Genomic DNA, 21080 nt, shown 5'->3' with positions numbered 1-21080 from the left:
AAAAATAAAAATTTTTAAGGAGGAAATGAATGCTTAATTTTTTTAATCACCTGCAATTTGGAGTAAATGAATTATTATGGCTAGGATATCTAATATTGAATTTTTCAGCAGTTGCTCTGGCTTACAGATTTTGGGGAAAAGGAGGACTTCTATCAGTTGTGCCGCTATCAATCGTTCTAGCTAACATTCAAGTTGGGAAAATGATGACTTTGTTTGGTTTTGACGGAATTACAATGGGAAATATTGCTTATGGAGGAATTTATTTGGCGTCGGATATTTTGACAGAAAACGAAGGGAAACATTATTCGAGAAAAGTGGTTTCGCTAGGTTTTGCTGCAATGTTATTCACAACATTTATAATGCAAATTGTGTTAAAAGTAAAAGTTTCGCCTGATGATACAATGCAAGGTGCTTTATCAGCAGTATTTGGATTCATGCCAAGACTTGCAATTTCAAGTGTGTGCGGATTTGCAGTTTCTCAGTCGTTTGATATTTGGTCTTATCAATTTATTAGAAAATTTAGACCATCTTATAGAGATATTTGGATTAGAAACAACGCAAGTACAATGATAAGCCAAATTTTAGATAATATTGTATTTTCATTTTTGGCATTTACAGGAGTTTATCCATTTAAAACAGTAATTGGAATTATATTTTCAACATATTTATTAAAAATTGTAATTTCACTGTTGGATACACCGTTCGTGTATATTGCGACTTTATGGAAAAAACAAGGTAAAATAAGTGATTAATATTAAATAAATAAAATGAAAAAATAAAAAAGGTATAAATATATAACATGGAAAGATATAGTGTAATAAAAGAGAAAAATCCTCGTGAAATCGTATTATTAAAAGGGTTTAGCTGTGTTTATGGAAAGTGTGCTTTTTGTAATTACATTTTAGATAATACGAATGACGAAGAAGAGATGAAAAAAGTAAATTTTGAGGCTTTGAGCAGAGTTACTGGGGAATATGGAGTTCTTGAAGTTATAAACTCTGGGTCGGTGTTTGAGCTAAGTGGTGCGACATTGGAGAGAATAAGAGAAGTTTGTAAAGAGAAAAATATAAAAATACTTTATTTTGAAGCGTATTTTGGGTACTTAAATAGATTGAATGAAATTAGAGAATATTTTTCTGAACAAGAAGTAAGATTTGCATTTGGATTGGAAACTTTTGACGATGATTATAGGACTAAGGTTTTGAAGAAAAATTTTATTTTAAATGAAAGGGTTTTGGAAAAATTAAAAAGCGAATATCAAATGTGCCTATTAATGATTTGTACAAAAGGACAGACGAAAGAACAGATTTTAAGCGATATTGAGCAAGGAATGGAAAATTTTAAGGAGCTAGTTGTAAGTGTATTTGTAAATAATGGTACGGAAATTGAAAGAGATGAAGAGCTTGTAGCTTGGTTTTTGACAGAAATTTATCCTAAATATAAAGATGTTCCAAATATTGAGATTTTAGTTGACAATAAAGATTTTGGAGTGTATGTTCAATAAAATTACTCGAATTTTTAACATTGAATTTTAATAAAAAAAAGACTATGTTTTATTTATTTTATGACAAGGGGTTTTAGCCCCTTGCTAAAATTAAAAATTTATAATGGATTTATTACGTGAAAATGTGAAATAGTATGAGTTTTTAACTATTTTTTTTGGAAATGCCAATACCGTTTTCAAACATATCAATTTCATTTTCCAATTCTTTTAAATCACTCCGGACATAATGGTCGTTATCGGTTCCAAGTCTAAAGGTTCTCGCTAATGGCATATTTTTGTGATTTATTTCAAATAAGTATTCTTCTACAATCATTTTTGTCTTATTATTTTTATCATCATCTTCAAAATCTATGACAAGTGTTACATTTAAATCCGAGAGTTCATTAATGTCAATTTTCTTTTCATTTACAAAATAGTTTAAAATGCATTGCTTTATTACAAATTCTAGTTCCTCTTCGATTACTTCACGTGGCTTTTCGATATTTTGTGTTAAGTACAAAATAGCTTTATCTAAAAAAATCATTTTTTTTATTTCCTTTCTTCTTACGATTATATTTCTTTTTCAATTATATAATAAAAATATTTTAAAAACAAATTTTTTTACTAAATTAAATCATTTGTTAAATTTTTACGTAGTCAATTTTAAAAAAAAGTAGAAAAAAAAGCAAAAATGATTTATAATATATCGAAGTAATAATAATTTTAAGAATTTAAAATTATTAGGCTTGCTCGGAAACTACATGTATTTAGAATTTAATAAAACAAATGTTCTGAAGCAAGGAATTTTGATTTCTTGTAAAATAAAAAAGATAAGTTGCCGAACAGATCTATTGAAGTTAAAATAAATAAACGACATTGAAAAGAAAAAAATTAGAAAATATAAAAATGAAGGCTGTAAAATTGAATAATAGTAATATTTATAGTGGAGTGAAATTTTTGAATCTTGTAAAAAAAGGAAGAAAAATAAAAATTAGAATTTTTATAAAGGAATAGAAAAAAGAGAATAAGTAGGAGAGAATATGGCTAGAAAAATTAGTATAGAAGCCGATAGCTTGAAAAAGATATATAAAAACAGGGAAGTTGTAAAAAGTGTAAGCCTTGCGATGGAAAAGGGCGAGGTTGTGGGACTTCTTGGACCTAATGGGGCAGGAAAGACAACTACGTTTTATATGATCACAGGAATTGTAAGGCCAAATCACGGAAGAGTTATGTATAATGGGCAGGAAATTACAAACTTGCCAATGTACAAAAGAGCTAGGCTAGGGCTTGGATATTTGCCACAAGAGGCATCCGTTTTTAGAAATTTGACTGTGGAAGAAAATATAGTTTCAGTTTTGGAAATGCGTGGTGTTCCTAAAAAAGAACGTATTGCTACAATGCAAAGTTTGATCGAAGAATTTAAATTATCACATGTTGCAAAAAGTTTAGGATATGCACTTTCAGGAGGGGAACGAAGACGTGTGGAAATTGCTCGAACGATTTCTACAAATCCAGATTTTATATTGCTAGATGAACCTTTTGCGGGAGTTGATCCAATTGCAGTAGAAGATATTCAGAATATAATAATGCAGTTAAAGGAACGTGGGCTTGGAATATTAATTACAGACCATAATGTGCGTGAAACACTTAGAATTACTGAAAGAGCATATATAATGGCTGAAGGGACAATCTTGATTTCTGGAACTGGTGAGCAAATTGCGAATGATGAAACTGCCAGAAGAGTTTACCTTGGAGATAACTTCAAGCTGGATTAGGAGGTTGATTTTTTTGAAAAATATGATTTTGACATCATCTTTATACGAAAGTATAGGATTTGTAAAAGAATTTTTGGATAAAAATGCTAAAAGTAAAAAAATATTATTTATTCCGACAGCAGCTAATGTGGAAGAATATAAGAATTATATGTATCTTACAGAGAAGGCTTTTGAGGATATTGGATATGAAGTGGATAATTTTGATATTTCTGTTTTTTCAGAAAAAACAGTGAAGGAGAAATTATCGAAGGCAGAGATAATCTTTATTTCTGGTGGAAATACATTTTATTTATTACAAGAATTGAAAAGAAAAAATTTAATTTCTTATTTGAAGGAAAGAATAGAAAATGGATTGCTTTATATCGGAGAATCGGCAGGGTCTGTAATAACAGGTCCTAATATCGAATATGCTTCTCTTGCAGATGATAAAATGTTGGCAAAGGAACTGAGTGATTATACAGGAATGAATCTGATAGATTTTTATTTAGTTCCTCATTTTGGCGAAGAACCGTTTGCAGAAAGTTCTGAAAAAATAGTTGAATTGTATAAGGATAAATTAGATTTGGAATTAATAAATAATAAAGAAGCGATATTAATTAAAAATAATGATTTTAAAATATTAAAAAATAAATAAGAAGATAAATTAAGAAAGGAGAGAGGTTGTTTTTACAATCTCGGATAAATAATGACAGGAAATGAAATAAGAAAAAGTTTTGTAGATTTTTTTAAATCAAAGGAGCATAAACATTTTGAAAGTGCTTCGTTAATACCAGATGATAAAAGTTTGTTGTTGACGGTTGCTGGGATGGTGCCGTTTAAGCCATTTTTCTTGGGAGAGAAGGAAGCTCCGTTTCCAAGAATTACGACTTATCAAAAATGTATAAGAACTAATGATTTGGAAAATGTAGGAAGAACGCCTAGACACCATACATTTTTTGAAATGCTGGGAAATTTCTCGTTTGGAGATTACTTTAAAAAAGAAGCAATTGAATGGTCTTGGGAATATATAACAAAAGTTTTGAAATTGGATCCAGAAAGACTTTATGTTTCTGTTTATAAAACAGACGATGAGGCTTATGAAATTTGGAATAAGGAAATTGGAGTGCCTGAAGATAGAATTGTTAGACTTGGAGAAGAAGATAACTGGTGGGCAGCTGGACCTGTAGGTTCTTGTGGGCCTTGTAGTGAAATTTACTACGATACACAAAATATGGGTAAAAATAATGAAGAAATTAACTGTAAGCCAGGAGATGAAGGAGATAGATTCTTAGAAATTTGGAATCTTGTGTTTACTGAATGGAATAGACTTGAAGACGGTTCACTTGTGCCACTTCCAAAAAAAAATATTGATACAGGAGCAGGACTTGAAAGAATAGCTTCAGTTGTGCAAAAAAAAGATAATAACTTTGAAACTGATATATTTATGCCAATAATAAAAGGCATTGAAAAAGTTTTAGATATTAAAAAAGAAGAATTTGAAATTACGGTAAAAGTTATTGCGGATCATATTAGAGCGTCAGTATTTTTGATAGCGGATGGAGTTTTGCCATCAAATGAAGGTCGTGGATATATTTTAAGAAAAATTATAAGAAGAGCATTTGGTGCGGGAATCGTTGCGAAACAAAAATTGGATATTACGAAAGATGATTTGTTCTTGTATAAATTAGTGCCTTATGTTGTGGAAAATATGAAAGAGGCATATCCAGAATTAGTTGAAAAACAAGAATATATTGAAAAAGTTTTAAGACTTGAGCAAGAAAGATTTGCGTTGACATTGAAAAATGGAATCGAAATGCTAACTGAAGAAATTGAAAAAATGGATAAAGAGGGAATTAAAAAACTTTCTGCAGATGCTTCATTTAAATTATACGACACATTCGGGCTTCCATTTGAGTTAACAGAATTAATTTTGGAAAATCAAGGGTATGAAGTTTCTGAAGAAGAATTTAATCAAAAATTAGAAGAACAAGTAAAAAGATCAAAAAATAGTAGAGTTACGGTTTCAGATATGATAAAAGATGACTTTATTGATAAATTCTTTGAAGAACATGGAAAAACTGAATTTACAGGATATGAAAAATTTGAAGATGAAGGAAAGATTTTGCATATTGCTAAAAGTGAAGGGATTTCAGGATATGAAGTGATTTTTGATAGAACACCATTTTATGCGGAATCAGGAGGACAAGTTGCGGATACTGGAATTATTACTTCTGGAGAATTTGAAGGAAAAGTTGTAAATGTTGTGAAAAAACATGATGTGTTTATTCATCAAGTTGAGGTTAAAAAAGGAATTGCTCCAGCAGTTGGTGCAGAAGCAAAAATGAAAATTGATGCGGATCGTAGAAAAGATATCCAAAGAAACCATACTGCAACACATATTTTACATAAAGTTTTAAGAGAAAATTTAGGGACTCACGTTGAGCAATCTGGTTCGCTTGTGGATGATGAAAAATTGAGATTTGACTTTTCACATTATGAAGCAATTGAGCCAGAAATGATTGAAAAAATCGAAAAATCTGTAAATGACATTATTTTGTCTAACTTGAAAGTTAAAATTGATTTTGAAAATATTGAAGATGCGAAAAAAAGAGGAGCAATGGCACTTTTCTCTGATAAATATGGAGATGTAGTTCGTGTCGTTGAAATTGACGGATATTCAATCGAGCTTTGTGGAGGTGCACACGTTAAATCTACTGGAGAAATCGGATTATTTAATATTGAATCTGAAAGTGGAATAGCTTCAGGAACTCGTAGAATTACAGCAACAACAGGACATGCAAGTTTGAAATATGTTAATAAATTTGAAGAAAAATTAAGTAAAGTTGCTGGAATGTTGAAAACTGATGGAAAAAATGTGGTTGACGTTGTAGAGAAATATATCGCAGAAGCTAAAAATATCGTAAAAGAATATGAGCAATTACAAACTAAATTAGTAAAATATGAAATCAATGAATTACTTGAAAATGTAGATGAAATAAATGGAGTAAAAGTATTAAAAGCTGCATTTGCAAATAAAGATGTAAATGAATTAAAAGAAATCGTAGATAGAGGAAAAGAAAAACTTCAATCTGGAATTATTATTTTGGGAACAAATAATGATGGAAAAGCGATTTTTGTAGTTGGAGTTACAAAAGACTTGATTTCAAAAGTAAAAGCTGGAGAAATAGTAAAAGTTGCGGCTCAAGTTGCTGGTGGAAACGGTGGAGGAAGACCTGATTTCGCACAGGCTGGTGGAAAAGATGGAAATGCTGTAAAAGAAGCTGTTGATAAAGCATTTGAGTTTGTAAATGAAAAATTGTAATTTATATGATTGAATAAATGCCAATTAGCAAGGGGTTTATCCCCTTGTCGAAAAATTAATTCATAATTTGAATAATAAAATTTAGAAATGAGAAAAAGATGAGAAAATTTATTGGACTTGATGTCGGAGATGTGAGAATTGGGGTTGCGAAATGCGATCCTTTGGGAATTCTTGCGACTGCTCTTGAAGTGATTGATAGGACGAAAATAGATCCGATTGCAAGAATAAAAGAGATTTTAGATGATGAAGGTACGAAAAAAATTGTCGTAGGAATGCCGAAAAGTCTTGATGGTTCAAAAAAACGTCAAGTTGAAAAAGTGGAAGAATTTGTGGAAGAGTTAAAAAAAGAAATACCAGGAATTCAGATTATTTTTGTGGATGAGAGATATACGACGACAGAAGCGGAACATTATTTGAAAAATTATTCTAAAAAGAATGGTAAAGAGCGAAGAAAAGTTGTGGATATGGTGGCAGCTTCGATAATTTTACAAAAATATTTGGATACATTAGCTTAAAAAGTCTAAATATAGAGTTTTTAACAAAAAAATAGCAAGAAGTTACCGACTTCTATAGGCGGGAGTAGTTCACTTATTTGTATTAAAGATAATTGAAATTGAAAAGCAAGTTCTATTTCTCTTTTGTAAGAAAGTTTTGCGTAAAGCAAAAGGACATGGTGTTTGATATTCTTGCTTAAAGAAACTTAAAAATAAATAAAACTTAAAGAGTAATAAAAGTATATTTATTTTAAAATTTATTAAACATATTTATAAGAATAGATATTTAAATAAAATAAAAAAAGAAAGGATGAAAAAATGCAAAATAAAAAATCACATTATATTTGGCTGCTTGTAGTTATTATTGTTCCAATTGTTATTTTAGCATTGAATAAAATAAAATTGGGGCTTGATTTACGAGGTGGAACATCAGTTGTATTGCAGGCACAGGGGAAAATTGAGCCTGATACGATGAGTAAAGTTAAAAGTATTATTGAAAGAAGGGTAAACAGTATTGGGGTGGCTGAACCTGTTATTCAGCTTAGTGGAAATGATAAATTGATAGTGGAGCTTGCGGGAATAAAAGATCCTCAAAAGGCTGTTGAATTAATTGGTACGACTGCAAAACTTGAGTTTAGAATAAAAAATAGGGATGGTTCTTATGGACCTGTGCTTTTGGAAGGATCTGCCTTAAAATCTGCAGGGGTAACAAGAGATCAAATGGGAATGCCATCAGTTAGTTTTGAATTGAGTTCGCAAGGGGCAAATACCTTTGCTAAGATTACAAGAGAGAATATTGGAAAGCAGCTGGCAATAATGCTGGATAATAAAGAACAGTCGGCTCCTACGATTAACAGTGAAATTAGTGGAGGAAGTGGAGTTATAACTGGAAGATTTTCAATGGAAGAAGCAAATAACCTTGCAAATCTATTAAAATCAGGAGCGTTGCCTGTGGAAATAAAAATTGTTGAAAATAGAACGGTTGGTGCGACACTTGGAGTAGATTCGATAAAACAGACTGGAGTAGCTGGACTAATTGCTTTATGTGTAATTTCAGTATTTATGATTGCTATTTATAAAATACCTGGAATTGTGGCAGATATTGCGCTTCTTATAAATGGAGTTCTAGTTTTAGGATTGCTTAGTGGAGTTGGAGCGGCCTTGACACTTCCTGGAATTGCAGGATTTATCTTGACATTGGGAATGGCAGTCGACTCGAATGTAATTACTTATGAAAGAATAAAAGATGAACTGCGGTTTGGAGAATCGCTGCACGATGCAGTGGAAAAGGGTTATGAAAATGCTTTTCCTGCGATAATTGACGGAAATATAACAACGTTACTTGTGGCGGCTGTATTATTCTTCTTTGGAACAGGGCCAATAAAAGGCTTTGCTGTAACATTGTCACTTGGTGTGGTTGCTACGGTAATTACAGGGGTATTTGTATCAAAAATATTTTTAAGATTGTTTATACAGGTGTTTAAGATAAAAAGAGAGCAGTTGTTCTGGAAAGGAGCTTTAAATAATGAAGATTAATTTGAAAGTTATTAAAAATAGAAAACTTTATTTGGGAATTTCAACGGTAATGGTTTTAATTTCACTAATTTCACTATTTACTATAAAATTAAATTTAGGTGTTGACTTTAAAGGTGGAGAATTAATTCAACTGAAATACAGTAAAAAAATAGATCAAAATGCAGTAAATAGCACGTTAAACAGTTTAATTGGGAAAATTCCTCAAATGAAGGCAAAAAGAGTACAGTTTTCTGATACGGATAATACAGTTATTATAAGAACTGAGCAAATGAGCGGTACTCAAAAAGCAAAAGTAATGTCAGAATTAAAACAAAATACTGGAAAATTTGAAGTTGTAAAAAATGAAACTGTAGGTGCGGTAATTGGTAAGGAATTAACAGCAAATGCATTTCAAGCGTTATTGATAGGAAGTATATTGATTATTATTTATATTACAGTAAGATTTGAGTTTATTTATGCAATAGCGGGAATTGTGGCATTAATTCACGATGTTATTATTGCTTTTGGGGTTATTACAATGCTTAGATATGAAATAGATACTCCATTTATTGCGGCAATTCTTACAATTTTGGGATATTCCATTAATGATACGATTGTCGTATTTGACAGAATTAGGGAAAATATTAAGAAAAATAGATCAGGAAGAAATAAAGTTTCAATGTCATTTGGTGAAATAATAGAAAAATCTATAAATCAAGTATTTACAAGATCGATTTATACTTCATTGACTACTTTATTTTCTGTAATTGTACTTCTTATTCTTGGGGGAGATACGTTAAAGACATTTAGTATGACATTGTTTGTGGGAATGTTAGTTGGAACGTATTCATCAGTATTTGTAGCAAGTCCTTTGGTTTATATCATGAAAAAAGGTAAAGATGAGCCAAAAACTAAAGATACTACAAACCATTCAGGAAAAACAGTAAATGGATATGATGAAAAGGATAAAGTTTTAGTTTAGTTAAATTGTTTGAAAGATAGGATAAAATAAAAAATAAAATGATAAGTTTAGAAGGTGAAATGAAAAATGCGATGCTGGGCAGAAATAAATATAAATAATTTGTATAGCAATATTGATGAAATTGAGAAAATTGTGCCTAAAGAGAAAATAATAGCGGTAATAAAGGCAGATGCTTATGGGCATGGAATGTTAAAAATCTGTGACGCTTTAATAAAAAAGGGAATTAAGAATTTTGCTGTGGCGACAAGTGATGAAGCGCTGAAAATAAAGGAACTTCATAATGATATTATGGTGCTGATATTAGGACCTGTGGAAAATGAATATATGGATCTCATTGCTGACAAGAAGATTTATTTTATGGTGACAGATTTTGAAGAAATAGAATTTTTGGAAAAAACTGGAAAAGAAAACGGGAAAACTGTAGACGTGTTTATAAAGATAGATACAGGAATGGGACGTGTAGGATTTCAAGAAAGCGAAGTGGAACAATTAAATAAAATTCTTAAAAATGTAAAACATATTAATCCAATAGGAATCTTTTCGCATTTTTCATCATCTGACAGCGACAAAGAATATACAAAATTGCAGGAAAGAAAATTTAAAGCAATGTGTGAAAAAATATCAAGTGGGATACCATCAATACGATACAGACATCTGCACAACAGTTTTGGAACTTTAAAATTTCAAGAAAGCATACAGGATTTTGTGAGAGCGGGAATTATAATTTATGGAGGAGTTACAGATAAGGAAACTGCACCGTATAAATTTAAGTCTGTAATGTCTCTTTTTGCTAAAATAAGCTATATAAAAACATTAAAGGAAGACAGCTTTATAAGTTATGGAAATACTTATCTTGGAAAAGCTGGGGAAACTTATGCGACTGTTTCCATCGGGTATGCTGACGGAGTAAGGCGTGATTTGTCAAATAAAGGCTATGTTTTTTATAAAGGGCATAAATGTAAAATTGCAGGACGTGTTTGTATGGATCAGCTTATGATTTTACTTCCTGATGAATTAAAGGATGAAGCTAAAAAAGGCGATGTTGTGGAATTTTTTGGTGAAAATATAAGTGTTGTGGAAGTTGCTGAATTGTGTGGCACTATTTCGTATGAGATTTTATGTGGAATAAGTCAAAGGGTGCCTAGAATTTATGTAGAAAAATAGGAGTAAAAAAATGATACTGGATATTGGATTTGTAGTTTTGCTGATAATATTTATGTTTCTTGGGTACAGGAGAGGTTTTTCGCTGGAATTTTTTAATATGTTTAAGTATATTTTTATTATTTTTATAACAAATTATGTTTATAAATTTTTTCTGGATTCAGAGGGAATTAAGTCTCAAAATCAGTTGAAAGTATTTATTGTAATCGTTGCAATCCAATATCTTGCCTATTCTGCTATTTTGATAATTAATAAAAAATTTTTAAAGAGTATAAAAATAAATAAATTTGATAAATTGTCTGGAATGATATTTGGAATAATGAAATTGTTTTTTGTTGCAATTATTGTATACATTGTAGTAATTGCAGGCTCTCTAAAAAGTAAAAGCATAAAAAATGCAAGGAATAAAAGTATTTGCATTAAGATTATGACAAAATATGCACTAAGGTTTACGGATTCTTTTCCTGGATTTATAGAAAATGATGTGAAGAGATATGTTATAAGTCAACGGGAAAAGGAAGTAATAAATGATGTTTTACATGATTATGAAAATCCAGAACCAGATAAATTTGAAAAATCAAAAGAGATTAATTAAAATAAATAAAAAAATTTATGAAAAAAATGGAATAAAAGAAAAATAAAAAAGGAAAATTGATAAAAATGAAAATAATTGACAGGTATATTTACAATTCACTTATTTTGCCGTCATTGTTTGGAATTAGCATATTTACATTTATTATGATGTTAAATGTTGTAATGGAAGTTATGGAGCGTCTGTTTGCAAGTGATTTGCCGTTTATATCCATAATAGACTATCTATTTTATGCAATGCCAGGAGTTCTTGTGCAGACAATACCGATGGGAGCGTTTCTTGGAGTAATGCTTGTCTATGGCGGACTTTCAGAAACAAATGAGATTGTTGCAATGGAAGGTTCTGGAATAGGGCTTTTTAGAATACTTAGACCAGCATTTATTTTTGGTGTAGTGTTAACATTGATTGGATTAGGACTTGAAATTTATGTAAATCCCCGTGCCTTGGAAAATATAAATGCTCAGACAAAGCAGGTGCTTGCTTCAAAGCCTAGTTCACTGACGGAAGAAAAAGTATTTCTGACAAATGAAGAAAAGGGATTTGGTTTTTATATTGATGAGGTAAATAATGAAGCGGCAACAGCAAAAAACTTTCTAATAATAAATAAACGTGGGGATAACCATTATCCAATAGTTTTTTTGGCTGAAAATGCAAGATTTGATCCAGGAATCATAAATTTGAGCAAAGTAAAAGGGTATGCTTTTGAAAAAGATGGCAGCAATCAAGTTTCAGCTGAGTATATGGAACAGGAAATACCTATTACTACTTTTTTTAGAGAAAGCAAGAAGGAAGTGAAAAAAAGCCGTAAGGAAATGAATATAAAAGAGTTAAATAAATTTTATAAGGAAAATATAAACAAGCCTGGAGAAAAGGAAACAGCTTTAAAGGCACAGGTAGAAATTTACCAAAGGCTTATAGGCCCGCTAGCAAGTACATTTTTATGCTGGCTTGGAGTGCTTCTTTCAGTTGGGCATAGAAGAAGTGGAAGAGGAATAAGTTTTGGTGTAAGTTTAATCGTTATATTTGGTTATATAGGAATGGCAAGTTATGCAAAAATTATGGTACTGAAGAATAATGTGCCTGCAAATATTGCAATGTGGGTTCCTAATTTTGTTTTATTTATATTGTGTATATATTTCTCAATAAAGAAATATAGAGGAAAATAACGAAGGGAGGAGTATGAACAAATTAGACAAGTATATAATTTCAAATTATGTAAAAAGTTTCCTTTTGGGTATGATGATGTTTTTTTTGATTTTCTTATTAGCAGAAAGTATCAGCTTGACAGGATGGATTATGGATGGAAAGCTTAAAGGCCACGATGCCATAAAGTATCTGAGATATGGAACACCTGAAATTATAACAAATACTGCTCCTCTTGGAGTATTGCTGGGAAGCCTGCTGTGTATAAGCAAGATGGCAAAACAGCTGGAAATTGCCGCAATGAAAACAAGTGGAATAAGTTTTGCAAGAATAGTGTTATTTCCTATGATTTTTTCATTTCTTGTAAGTATGGGAGTATTTTGGATAAACTATGACATATTAGGGAAATCAAATACTAAGAAAGAAAATTTAAAGTCCCTTAAAATTGATAATAAGGAGCCTGTAAGGGCGCAAAAGAAATTCGTTTTCGTAAAAATTGATAAAAAGACAGTTCTGTATAGTGAAAATGTAAATAAAAATACTGGAACAATGGAATATATTGAAATTTTTAAATTTGAAAAGGGATTTAGTAAAATCAGCAAGATATATACTTCGCCATTTGCAAAAATTAATCCGAAAACAAATGTATGGACTTTTAAAGGTTTAAAGGAATATGACAGCAGGACTAATTTAACAAAGCCTGCGGATACAAAGAAATTCAGGTTTGTTGCAAGTATGGAAGATGTCCTGGCAAGTCCAGTAAAGGCTAAAAATTTGACAATGCCTGAATTACGTGAGAAAACAGTCTATTTTACAAGGGTCGGAGCAGATTCCTTAAATTTAAGAATAGAATTTTATTATAGAATATCTTTTGCATTGTCATCATTTGTCATGTGCTTAATTGGACTTTCACTTGGAAGTAGATATGTAAGGGGGGGAGCTGCGTTAAATATTGGATTATCTGTAATAATAGGTTATGCCTATTACGGTATCAGCACGATTTTGCGTTCAATGGCAGTTGCAGGCACAGTTCCAATTTATGCGGCTTGCTTTATTCCGTTAATTGTATTTTTTGTAGTTGGAATAAAATTATTTAGAGATTCGGAATATTAATATGTAGTATTATTTTTTTATTTAATACTGTTTCATGTGCAAACAGTGGACTCTTTGCAAAGGGTCAGAAACTATTGTTAGCATATAATATAAAATATAATTCTGTTTTTAAAATAGAGTTTAGTGTAAAATAAGGATTGAGAGAGGATTGAAATGATAGAAAAAATAAGGACAAATACTGGAATAGAAGTTATTTTTGATAAATTAGAAAGTATTTCTACTTGTTCAGTTGGTGTATTTGTAAAAACAGGATCACGGGATGAAAGTGATACAGAAGAAGGAATTTCACATGTTTTAGAGCATATGATCTTTAAGGGGACTCCTAATAGAAATTATTTTGAAATTTCAGATGAGATTGATTATCTTGGGGCGAATGTGAATGCGCATACGACAAAGGAGGAAACTGTTTTTTATATAAATGCCTTGACACAGTTTCTGGGAAAATCTGTTGATATTTTGTTTGATATTGTTATAAATTCTACGATTGATGAAAAGGAATTGGAAAAGGAAAAGGATGTAATTGTGGAAGAAATTAAAATGTATAAGGATTCGCCAGATGACCTGGTATTCGAGATGAATTATGCAGATTGCATAAATGGGCAGTATGGAAAGCCTATTATTGGGACAGAGGCAAGCGTGAAGGGATTTACAGCAGAGGAAATCAGAAAATATTACAGGGAAAGATATACTAAGGATAATATTTTAATTGTTGTTTCTGGAAATTTTGATAAGGATGAAATTATTCAGAAAGTAGATGAATATTTTGGAAAGCTGGCTGATAAGAAGGTTAATAGACGTGAGAAGACAGAGTTTTCATTTAATGCTGGAAAAAGAGTTGTTTCAAAGGATATAAATCAAGTTAATATTTGCATTTCACATCAAAGTGAAGATTATAACAGTGAAAATAAAATATATACTGATATTTTAGCAAATATTATCGGCGGTTCAATGAGTTCTAGACTTTTTCAGGAAATTCGTGAAAAAAATGGGCTTGCATATTCTGTTTACACATTTAATCAGTATTACCTTTCTGGAGGTTTGACATCAACGTATATTGGGACAAATCTGGAAAATTATGAAAAGGCAATAGAAATAACACTTGCAGAATTTAAGAAATTACGTGAAAGTGGAGTAACAGAAGATGAACTTCAAAAGGCAAAAAATAAATATATGAGCCGAATTGCATTTTCAATGGAAAATCCACGTTCAAGAATGGGAATTTTGGGAAATTACTATATTAGAAAAAATGAAATATTAGATGCAGAAAAGATAAAAAATGAAGTAAATTCAGTAAAACTTGAAGATGTGAATAATTTTGCAAAAACTGGATATTTAACAGAAAATATTACGGTTCTTGGAAATATTAAAAAGTAAGGTAAAGTTAAAAGGAATTTATGATAATTAAAAAATAGGGTTAGGAGAAGAGAATGTTTCAAAGTCAAAGAATAATTGAAGATCTGAAAAATAATATTTTTCGTATGGACAAAATGATTTTACTGATAGTTTATGCACTTGTGACAATTAGCACAGTATTTGTATATAGTGCGACAAGACAAAGCGGAATGGTTGGTAAAAATATTTTATGGATTGTTATAGGGACAATATTGATGTTTATTATAGCCGCATTTGATTATAGACATATAAAGCTGTATATTTGGCATATTTACGGAATTGGGGCAATATTGCTGCTGCTTGTACGTTTTGCAGGAAAAAAGACTCTTGGAGCGCAACGTTGGATTGCACTTGGGCCATTTCAGCTGCAGCCGTCGGAATTTGTGAAGGTGATAATTATTCTAGTTATTGCCTACTGGATTGTAGAAAAATATAAAAATGGAATTAACAACTTAAAGGATATTGTTGGTTCAATTCTGCCAGCAATGCCTCTTATATTGCTTATTTTAATACAGCCTGATCTGGGAACGACATTAATAACAATTTCTGCATTTTTATTTATGATTTTTCTGTATGAAGCAAATATGAAGCCAATCTGGATAATAGGAATTGTAGTAATGTTATCAGTTTATCCAGTTTATAGATTTGTACTTAGCAGTTATCAAAGGGATCGTGTAGAAACATTTTTACACCCTGAAAAGGATAAAAAAGGAAGCGGATGGCACGTAATCCAGTCAAAAATTTCAGTTGGAGCAGGAGGTGCATTAGGTAAGGGAGTGTTACAGGGAAGCCAAAGCAGATTGGAATTTCTTCCTGAAGCGCAGACGGATTTTATTTTTTCAGTATTATCTGAAGAAATGGGATTTTTTGGATCCACACTAGTCTTACTTCTATATTTCGGATTAATTTTGGAAATAATGAGGATTACCCGAATTATACAGGACAGTTTTGGCAGGCTTATACTGTATGGCTTGGCAGGTGTAATATTTATGCACGTAGTTGTAAATGTAGGAATGACAATTGGACTTGTGCCAGTTACAGGAAAACCCCTATTGTTCATGAGCTATGGAGGAAGTTCATTTTTAGCTTCGTTTATTATAATAGGAATAGTGGAAAGTATAAAAATTCATAACAATAAATAATTTAAAAAATGGGAGAAATTTTTGGAAAAGAATGAAATTATTGTAAATTCTGAAATGGAAGGGATGAGGCTGGATAGATACTTGAGGAAAAGTTTTAAAAATGAGCCGCTTAGCAGGATTTTTGGTGCAATAAGATCTGGAGATGTAAAAATTAATGGGAAAAAGTCGAAGGAAAATTATCGGCTGTTATTAAATGATAAAGTTATAATAAAAAATTTATCAATAGGAAATATTAAAAAAATGAGAAAGCAGAAAATAAAATAAAAAAACTGCAAATTTCTCAAAATGAGCTTGAAAAATATAAAAAAATGGTTATTTTTGAAAATGAAGATTTTTTTATTGTAAATAAGGCGGAAAAAATCCCGATGCATAAGGGAACAGGGCATAAATATGGACTCAGTGAAGTTTTTAAAAAAATTTATAAAAGTGAGAATATTAATTTTGCAAATAGAATTGATTTTGAAACGTCGGGACTTGTTATCGGATGTAAAACATTGAAGTTTTTGAGATATATTTCTGAAAAAATTAGGGAAAATGAAGTTCATAAAAAATATTTTGCGATTGTTCATAATGGAGAATTTAAAAATAAAAAAGATTTTAAAATTGAAAATTATTTGACAACGGCTGAAAATAGGGTTATTGTTTCTGAAAATCCTGTTTCAAGGGAATCTAAAAAAAGCATTACTTATTTTAAATATATAAATATTGATAAATTGAAAAATCAGAAGAAAATATTGGATTTACTGGGGAAAAATAAGGATGTTTCGCTTTTGGATATTGAGCTGATTACTGGGAGGAAGCATCAAATTAGGGCTCAGCTGGCTGATAAGGGGCTTTTCATAGTTGGAGATAAGAAGTATGGAATAAAGGATGGAAGTGACAGATTTTTTCTCTGCTGCTATTTTCTTTCGTTTGATGAATATAAGTTTTCGATTTTAGATAGAGTATTTTTTTAGGAGTGTATATTTTTTCAAATTTTATTCTAATGGAAATGATGTATGATATAATAGTATTATAACACCTGTTATTTAGGTTTATGCTCAAACTATATTAGTATCAAATAAAATTATACTATTTTTCATTTTGGTAATGAATTTATTGTGTAAGGAGTTAAGACTTCCTTGTTTCAAAGTGATAAGTATGATTTGTGTTTTTTTATCGGATTTACTGCAAATATATTTGAGTAAAGGAGTTATAATTTTTAAGTTTAATTTTAAAATAACTTTGTTATAAAAAATAAAATTTTTGAGAGGTGAAAAAAATGGGTTTGTTTTCAAGCAGAAAATCAAAAAAAAAGTATGTTACGCTTACATCTAAGTCAAAATTGACGGTGGATATTGTGGATGACAATAAGTGGAAAAAATGTAATCAATGTAATGAAATCATTTACAATGAGGATTTGAAAAATAATCTGAATGTATGTCCAAAATGTGGAAATTATTTTAGGCTTACAGCATTTGAAAGAATTGAACTTTTGATTGATGAAGGAACTTTTATAGAAGAGGATATGACGCTTAATTCTAAAAATGTGTTAAATTTTCCAGGATATGAGGAAAAATTGGAAACATCACGTGAACGAAGCCGTATGCTGGATGGAGTTATAAGCGGAACTGGGAAAATTAATGGAATAGAAGTTAGTATTGCTGCGATGGAATTTAGCTTTATGGGTGGAAGTATGGGTTCTGTTGTTGGAGAGAGAATTACAAGGGCAATGGAACGTGGCCTGAAAAGGAAAATACCTGTTGTGGTAGTTTCAAGTTCAGGAGGCGCTAGAATGCAGGAGGGGATTTTATCACTTATGCAGATGGCAAAAACTTCAGGAGCAGTAAAAAAATTAAATGATGCGGGGATTCCATTCATTTCTGTGCCTGTTGATCCTACTACTGGTGGAGTTACAGCTTCATTTGCAATGCTTGGAGATGTGATTATAACAGAGCCAAATGCTTTCATCGCTTTTGCAGGACCTAGAGTTATTGAGCAAACGGTAAACCAAAAATTGCCGAAGGGATTTCAAAGGGCAGAATTTTTATTGGAACACGGAATGGTTGATATAATTTCAGAAAGAAAAGACTTGAAAACAACGATTTACAGAGTATTGGAAAAATTAGTGTAAATTTAAAAATTTTTCAAATGAAAGGATAAAAAAGATGAGTATAAAAGATGAAATTAAGGAATTGGAAGAAGCAATATCGGAGTTAAAGGCATTTTCAGCTGAAAAAAACATTGATTTTTCTGCTCAGATTACAGAACTTGAAAAAAAACTGGAAGATAAATATAAGGATTTTGAGGAAAATGAAATGGATGCCTGGAATAGAATCCAAATTTCAAGAAATCCGCAAAGACCGTATACTTTAGATTATATAAATGAGCTGACACAGGATTTTGTGGAACTTCACGGTGACAGGTTATCTAAGGATGATCATGCAATTGTCGGTGGACTTGCAATGATTGATGGATACAAAATAATGGTAATCGGGCATCAAAAGGGAAGAGACATTGATTCAAACCTTTACAGAAATTTTGGTATGGCAAGTCCTGAAGGATATAGAAAGGCATTGAGATTAATGAGAATGGCAGAACGTTTTAAATTGCCGGTTTTAACATTAATTGACACAGCTGGAGCTTATCCTGGAATAGAAGCCGAAGAAAAAGGGCAAGGTGAAGCTATTGCTAAAAATCTTGAAGAAATGTTTGGACTGCGTGTGCCGATTGTGTCGGTTGTAATTGGTGAAGGTGGAAGTGGAGGAGCATTGGGAATTGGAGTTGCTGATTCTATTTTGATGCTTGAAAATAGTGTATATTCAGTTATTTCTCCTGAAGGATGCGCTTCAATCCTGTTTAATGATTCAACAAAAGCGCCAGAAGCTGCTAGAAGTTTAAAAATGGATGCAATCAGCTTAAAAAGTTTAGGGATTATAGATGGAATTATAAAGGAGCCGCTGGGAGGAGCGCACAGAAACCTTGAAGAAATGGCTCAAAACTTGAAGGCTGCAGTTGTAGAGGAATTCAAGAGAATCGATAAATATTCGTTACGTGAATTATTGAGAAAAAGATATGAAAAATATAGAAGAATAGGAGATTTTTTTGAAGAGTAATTTTTTAGAGAATTAAAGTCAGTAGATTTATTATCATACTGAACCATATTAGAAAAAAGAAGACATGTTTTATTTGTTTTATTGCAAGAGGTCAAAACTTTGTTAAACAGAGTCTATAATAAATTTACTATTCTGAGGAAATAGTGTTAGAAAGGGGTCAAGGCCCCTTATTTTAAAATAAAAAATTATTTTATTCTTTATTTTTTAAGAAAAACTTTTTTCCAAAATGATACAAAAAATACGAAAATTTAAAGTTCAAAACTCCAATGCCAGTTGCTAAAATATTTGTTAAAACGTGATTTGGGAAGTATTTTTGGCTGATTTTTCCAACAATAAACATTCCAAGGCAAAAGATTGCCATCCGCTTTAAATATTCTAAATTTCCCCGTAATTTAGGCTTGTCTTGAAAAAATAGAATTTTTTCCACGCCGTTTATAAGTAAATTTATATTTATTGCCGAAATTACTGCTCCAACTAAGTAACCGAAATAAAGTTCAGAATAATTGAAAAATATTCCTAAAAGAGGGAAAAATATCATAGTAAAAATTGAGATAATGTATGCACTTTTTATATTTTCAGGCATTTTTTCCAGCATTTCTGTATTTCCTTTCTTTCCTTTTATATTGAAATTTAGAAATTATTTTATATTATTTATTTGCTTTATAAGCGACCAGTATCCTGAAATAGCCCCTAAAATAAGAAAAATAATCAGGACAATTGGCTGATCCGTTTTAAATAAATATTTTTTCAAAAGCAAATAAAAACCGAGCATAATCAAAATTGGCAGAGCAAGAATATAAACCATATTCGTTGCAAGGGCAAAATATTTCATAATCTTATTATTTCTTTTATTTTTTACTGCCTTGTCATTGTTATGCCTTCCGAGTTTTTTTTCTATTTCAAAAAGTCTTTGTTTTCTTTTTTCTTCTTCTTTTATTCTTTCTTCTTCAGTTGAATCATTTTTTTTGTTTTCTTCATTTTCAATTTTCATAAGTTACCTTCTTTTTTATTTTATAAAATAGCCTATACTAAATTTGTTATATCTAAGTTGGGAAAATATTAGTTTTATAATTTTTTCAGGATAAAAAATATTCGGCTTTCTCCAAATTCAGGGTTTGAGGCGGTATCGAATATTTCAAAGCCTTTATTTTGGACAGTTTTTATAATCCATTCTGGGTCATAGATAAATTTTTTCTGAATTTCATTGTATTTTCTAAATAGATTGTCGTTTTCATTTTCACGGATAAATAAATCTATTTCTATCAGATGTTTTCTTTTGGATAGTTTCTCATGCCGCCAGATGCTTGTGTATTCCGGCTCTTCATCCAGAAAGATGTCATTTTCAAATATTTCTTCAAAAATATCTTCAGTTACAGCATCAAAAATTAAGAATCCATCTTTTTTTAAATTTTTATTACATTTTTCAATAAATTTCAAAAATTCCTTTTCATCCTTTAAATAATTTACCGTATCAAAATTGCAGACAATATAGTCGGCTTGATATAAACTGCCATTTTTATTATTTTCAAAATCTACAGTATTTTCAAAATTTATAATATTTTCTTTAACAAGTTTGTACTTATCTTTTCCAAATTTTTCTTTACCTAATTTTTGTCCATTTAACCTTTTTTTTTCTAATTTTTTTTCTGCAACTTCCAGCATTTTTTCAGACAAGTCCACTCCAACAACAGAAAATCCATCTTCAAGAAACCGTAAAATAAATTCTCCAGTTCCACATCCTAAATCTAAAATAGTTCCTTTTGTTTTTATAAATCTCTTTAAAAAATTATACCATCCATCGTAATCTACATATTTCATAAAAATATCATAAATTTCCGCAAATTGCTTGTGCATAGATCAGCTCCATTTCATCTTGTATTTTTTCTTTTTAT

23 protein-coding genes are annotated in these 21080 nt (G+C 30.6%); 19 read left to right on the top strand and 4 right to left on the bottom strand.

The annotated features are described in order from the left end of the window. The first annotated feature begins 29 nt into the window (after window positions 1–29). Both HW276_RS08565 and HW276_RS08560 read left to right on the top strand, forming a co-directional pair. On the top strand, window positions 30–752 hold the full coding sequence (locus tag HW276_RS08565; protein ID WP_178938147.1) for a queuosine precursor transporter: 723 nt from the start codon (window positions 30–32) through the stop codon (window positions 750–752). A gap of 47 nt (window positions 753–799) precedes the next feature. Beyond that, entirely contained in the window at window positions 800–1504 is a 705-nt protein-coding gene (locus HW276_RS08560) for a radical SAM protein (RefSeq protein ID WP_178938146.1), read from the top strand. Between the two features lie 142 nt (window positions 1505–1646). On the opposite strand, the gene HW276_RS08555 is transcribed toward HW276_RS08560, so the two are convergent. Further along, window positions 1647–2027, bottom strand: a complete 381-nt coding sequence (locus HW276_RS08555; protein WP_178938145.1) for a hypothetical protein — start codon at window positions 2025–2027, stop codon at window positions 1647–1649. A gap of 332 nt (window positions 2028–2359) precedes the next feature. On the opposite strand from HW276_RS08555, the gene HW276_RS08550 reads away from it, so the two are divergent. The 17 genes from HW276_RS08550 (at window position 2360) to HW276_RS08475 (ending at window position 19188) form a co-directional block, all read left to right on the top strand. Further along, window positions 2360–2497, top strand: a complete 138-nt coding sequence (locus HW276_RS08550; RefSeq protein ID WP_178938144.1) for a hypothetical protein — start codon at window positions 2360–2362, stop codon at window positions 2495–2497. A gap of 26 nt (window positions 2498–2523) precedes the next feature. Continuing rightward, on the top strand, window positions 2524–3258 hold the full coding sequence (gene lptB / locus HW276_RS08545; RefSeq protein WP_178938143.1) for an LPS export ABC transporter ATP-binding protein: 735 nt from the start codon (window positions 2524–2526) through the stop codon (window positions 3256–3258). Window positions 3259–3271: 13 nt separating this feature from the next. Continuing rightward, window positions 3272–3892 carry a Type 1 glutamine amidotransferase-like domain-containing protein gene (locus HW276_RS08540; RefSeq protein ID WP_370464636.1) on the top strand — a complete coding sequence of 207 codons (621 nt, stop codon included), beginning with the start codon at window positions 3272–3274 and terminating at the stop codon, window positions 3890–3892. A 51-nt stretch (window positions 3893–3943) separates the two neighbouring features. Beyond that, a complete protein-coding gene (alaS, locus tag HW276_RS08535) occupies window positions 3944–6559 on the top strand; it encodes an alanine--tRNA ligase (protein ID WP_178938142.1) in 2616 nt (871 codons plus the stop codon). A 98-nt stretch (window positions 6560–6657) separates the two neighbouring features. After that, entirely contained in the window at window positions 6658–7074 is a 417-nt protein-coding gene (gene ruvX / locus HW276_RS08530) for a Holliday junction resolvase RuvX (protein WP_178938141.1), read from the top strand. A 297-nt stretch (window positions 7075–7371) separates the two neighbouring features. After that, entirely contained in the window at window positions 7372–8589 is a 1218-nt protein-coding gene (gene secD / locus HW276_RS08525; protein ID WP_178938140.1) for a protein translocase subunit SecD, read from the top strand. After that, window positions 8579–9550 (top strand): protein translocase subunit SecF, encoded by a 972-nt coding sequence (secF, locus tag HW276_RS08520; protein WP_178938139.1) that lies wholly within the window; start codon window positions 8579–8581, stop codon window positions 9548–9550. The genes secD and secF overlap by 11 nt, the downstream gene beginning before the upstream one ends. 66 nt (window positions 9551–9616) lie before the next feature. Next, window positions 9617–10714 (top strand): alanine racemase, encoded by a 1098-nt coding sequence (gene alr / locus HW276_RS08515; protein ID WP_147004143.1) that lies wholly within the window; start codon window positions 9617–9619, stop codon window positions 10712–10714. Window positions 10715–10724: 10 nt separating this feature from the next. Beyond that, the gene (locus HW276_RS08510; RefSeq protein ID WP_147004142.1) at window positions 10725–11306 is read left to right on the top strand and encodes a CvpA family protein; all 582 of its coding nucleotides are present in this window, start codon (window positions 10725–10727) and stop codon (window positions 11304–11306) included. A gap of 65 nt (window positions 11307–11371) precedes the next feature. Further along, window positions 11372–12469, top strand: coding sequence for an LptF/LptG family permease (locus HW276_RS08505; RefSeq protein ID WP_147004141.1), 1098 nt, complete (start codon window positions 11372–11374; stop codon window positions 12467–12469). A 13-nt stretch (window positions 12470–12482) separates the two neighbouring features. Next, complete coding sequence (locus HW276_RS08500) at window positions 12483–13559, top strand: LptF/LptG family permease (RefSeq protein ID WP_178938138.1); 1077 nt, start codon at window positions 12483–12485, stop codon at window positions 13557–13559. Between the two features lie 153 nt (window positions 13560–13712). Then, on the top strand, window positions 13713–14933 hold the full coding sequence (locus HW276_RS08495; RefSeq protein WP_147004139.1) for a pitrilysin family protein: 1221 nt from the start codon (window positions 13713–13715) through the stop codon (window positions 14931–14933). Window positions 14934–14986: 53 nt separating this feature from the next. Next, entirely contained in the window at window positions 14987–16093 is a 1107-nt protein-coding gene (gene rodA / locus HW276_RS08490; RefSeq protein ID WP_147004138.1) for a rod shape-determining protein RodA, read from the top strand. 21 nt (window positions 16094–16114) lie between these two features. Then, a complete protein-coding gene (locus HW276_RS11855; RefSeq protein ID WP_255460422.1) occupies window positions 16115–16357 on the top strand; it encodes a S4 domain-containing protein in 243 nt (80 codons plus the stop codon). A 44-nt stretch (window positions 16358–16401) separates the two neighbouring features. After that, complete coding sequence (locus HW276_RS08485) at window positions 16402–17049, top strand: RluA family pseudouridine synthase (protein ID WP_255460421.1); 648 nt, start codon at window positions 16402–16404, stop codon at window positions 17047–17049. Window positions 17050–17354: 305 nt separating this feature from the next. Further along, window positions 17355–18206 carry an acetyl-CoA carboxylase, carboxyltransferase subunit beta gene (gene accD / locus HW276_RS08480; RefSeq protein WP_178938137.1) on the top strand — a complete coding sequence of 284 codons (852 nt, stop codon included), beginning with the start codon at window positions 17355–17357 and terminating at the stop codon, window positions 18204–18206. 34 nt (window positions 18207–18240) lie between these two features. After that, window positions 18241–19188, top strand: a complete 948-nt coding sequence (locus HW276_RS08475) for an acetyl-CoA carboxylase carboxyltransferase subunit alpha (protein WP_010128486.1) — start codon at window positions 18241–18243, stop codon at window positions 19186–19188. Window positions 19189–19378: 190 nt separating this feature from the next. Here the strand turns inward: HW276_RS08475 and HW276_RS08470 are convergent, their stop codons facing one another. From HW276_RS08470 to HW276_RS08460, 3 genes are all read right to left on the bottom strand, one after another. Then, entirely contained in the window at window positions 19379–19783 is a 405-nt protein-coding gene (locus tag HW276_RS08470; protein ID WP_010128485.1) for a hypothetical protein, read from the bottom strand. A 42-nt stretch (window positions 19784–19825) separates the two neighbouring features. Further along, a complete protein-coding gene (locus HW276_RS08465) occupies window positions 19826–20179 on the bottom strand; it encodes an AtpZ/AtpI family protein (RefSeq protein ID WP_147004134.1) in 354 nt (117 codons plus the stop codon). A gap of 74 nt (window positions 20180–20253) precedes the next feature. After that, window positions 20254–21042 (bottom strand): class I SAM-dependent methyltransferase, encoded by a 789-nt coding sequence (locus tag HW276_RS08460; RefSeq protein WP_147004133.1) that lies wholly within the window; start codon window positions 21040–21042, stop codon window positions 20254–20256. Window positions 21043–21080 lie beyond the last annotated feature (38 nt).

Origin of the sequence: Leptotrichia sp. oral taxon 417, assembly GCF_013394865.1 — a bacterium.
In the GTDB taxonomy this organism is placed as follows: Bacteria; Fusobacteriota; Fusobacteriia; order Fusobacteriales; family Leptotrichiaceae; genus Leptotrichia; species Leptotrichia wadei_A.
Note: the sequence above shows the minus strand (reverse complement) of the source record. Positions and strands in the feature narration are given on the sequence as shown.